Source organism: Rhizobacter sp. P5_C2 (assembly GCF_054049715.1).
The window spans coordinates 1-2,373 of sequence record NZ_JBFULV010000222.1 but is presented as its reverse complement, the minus strand read 5'-3'; the positions used below and the strand labels follow the sequence as shown (position 1 = coordinate 2,373).

Genomic DNA, 2,373 nt, shown 5'->3' with positions numbered 1-2,373 from the left:
GCACGGTGGCGGCCGGATCGGTGTCGGGATCGGCGTCGGACCCCGCGCCTGGGCCGGCCTGCCGGTCGTCGTCGACCAGCAGGTGCCGCGCGACCCGCCAGCGCTCGCCGAGCAGGCCGTGGCCATCGCTTGCCAGTTCCCAGTGCAGGCCGTGCAGGGCCGCGTCGAGCTGCAGGTTCAGGCGGCGCGGCTCGCTGCCGCGCAGCGTGGCGCCGACGATGCCCGGGAACAGCTGGGCGAACAAGGCGAGGCCCGCGTGCAGGTCGCCCTCAGCGGCGGCTTGCGACAGCCGGCGCAAGGCCGGCAGCTCCGGCCACGACCGGGCGTGGCGGCCCACCGACCGCCCATCGGTCACGAAGACGTCGCATGACCCGGATTCGTCCAGGCGCGCCGTGATGTGGAACGGCGGCAGATCCTGTGCTCGCGCACTGCGCATTCAAACTTCCCCCTGCGGGAAATCTAACCGCAAACGCGCCTGTCTGACACACTTTGCTACACGCCATCCGCGCGACTGTCGACGAGTTGCATCGCGCTGTCATCCCCAATGTGTCGGATGGGTTGGAACCGGTACCGGAATTGGCCGCCCGCGCATACCATGCACAGCCACGCCTTGCCGGGGAGGTATGGCACTTGGTGCATCCTGAGGTGTCATCGACCGACCGCGCGGCCCTGCCGATGGTCGGTGGCGTGTTCGGCACCCTGCCCTAGAAGCTCTCTTTCACCTCGACGACGAACTGCACCTTCTTGATCGAGCTGTCGCCGTCCAGCGGGAACGCGAGGTCGACGTGGATCACGTTGCCGAGCGAGGTGCGGCTGTTGCCCAGGCGCAGCCCGAAGCCCACGTCCTTCAGCAGCTTGTGCGATGACTCCACCGCGCCCTGCCCCCAGGTGCGCCCCATGTCGTAGAACACCGCACCGCCGACGTTGAAGAGCCGGAACGGGTACCAGTTCGTGAAGACCCGCTGCTCGGTCGTGAACAGCCAGCGGCCGTCGCCGCTCTGGTAGCGCAACGGGTAGCCGCGCAGCCCGTTGTCGCCGCCGAGCAGCACCTGCTGGCCGTCGTCGAGCCGCACGCCGCGCTGCGCCGACAAGCCCATGAAGAAGCTGCGGCGCGCCGACTGCCGCAGGTAGTAGCGGCCCTCTGCCTTGAACAGCGAGTTCTGCAACTGCCCGTCCTCGACGTGGCCGACCGCCGAACCTGCGAGCAGCAGCGTCTGCCGCGGCGTCAGCGCATGGCCCACCTTGGCGCCCAGCGAGAACACCGTGGCGCGCCGGTCCGCGCCCAGCGCGGGCAGCGAATAGCCCAGCTTGCCGTTCACGAACCAACCGAGCGAGACATCTTCGGTCTTGCCGATCTGGTCCTGGTTGCGCACCTCGCTGAAGGCATCCTCGATCAGCTCGAAGCCGATCCACGGGTACACCAGCTGGCGTTCGGTGCCCGGTGGCACCGCCTCGTTCGGCGGCACGGCCAGCGTGGCGCGGTGTTCGTCGAGCGAGACGCCCGCGGTCCAGCGCGTCACCCAGCCATCGCGCAGCCCGGCCGACCAGCCGCCGTACGCCGACACCATGCGGTCGCGCACGTCGAGCTGGCGCAGCACCTCGCCGCGGTCGTAGACGGAATCGACACGCTGCTCGTCGCGCACCTGCGCACCGGTCGTCCACGGCGTGTCCAGCGCATAGAACGGCCGCCTGACGATCAGCTCGTGCACGTGGCCATCGCTGTTGTCGGAGTACTGGGCCTGCAGGTCCCACCAGCTGTCGAGCACGTGCTTGTCGTGGTAGCTCACTTTCTTGCTGCTGCGGTCGACCTCGGACTTGAACGAGAAGCCGAGCTCCTTGCCGAGGCCGAGCAGGTTGGAATCTTCCAGGCTGAAGCCGCTGCTGTTCTTGCCGCCCGAGCGGCCGAGCGACACGCCGGGGTTCAGCGTCCACACGTCCTGCGTGACGACCTCGAGGTCGACGATGCCGTCATGCCAGGCGATCGGCCGGATGTGCGCATCGCGGAAGTACGACTCGGTGCGCATGATGCGCTCCGACTCGCGCAGCCGCCGCGGGTCGTAGGGATCGCCCGGCTTGAACAGCAGGTGCGACGCGACCACCGACTCGTGCGTCAGCAGGTGCAGCTTGTTGGCCCAGCGGAACAGCAGCCGGTCTTCTTCGGGCAAGCGCGTGTCGAAGAGGTTGAGCCGCTGGAAGCGGACTTCGCCGATGCGTGCGCCGGCCGCGACCAGCGCCTCGTCGTCCGGCACCTCGTCCGGACGCGGCTTCTCGAGCTCGGGGGGCTTCGGGCGCGGCGGGCCGTCGTCGGCGGTGGGCTCGGAGGCGGCGGAGGCCGGCGGGTCGGCGGCTTGCGGCGCGCCTGCGGCCGCATCC

2 protein-coding genes are annotated in these 2,373 nt (G+C 69.5%); both read right to left on the bottom strand.

From position 1 onward, the window contains the following. On the bottom strand, positions 1–436 hold a 436-nt coding region (locus tag ACXJLU_RS33135), incomplete at its 3' end, for a hypothetical protein (protein ID WP_457337971.1). A gap of 268 nt (positions 437–704) precedes the next feature. Continuing rightward, a partial coding sequence (locus tag ACXJLU_RS33130) for a BamA/TamA family outer membrane protein (protein WP_457337970.1) occupies positions 705–2,373 on the bottom strand: 1,669 nt, incomplete at its 5' end.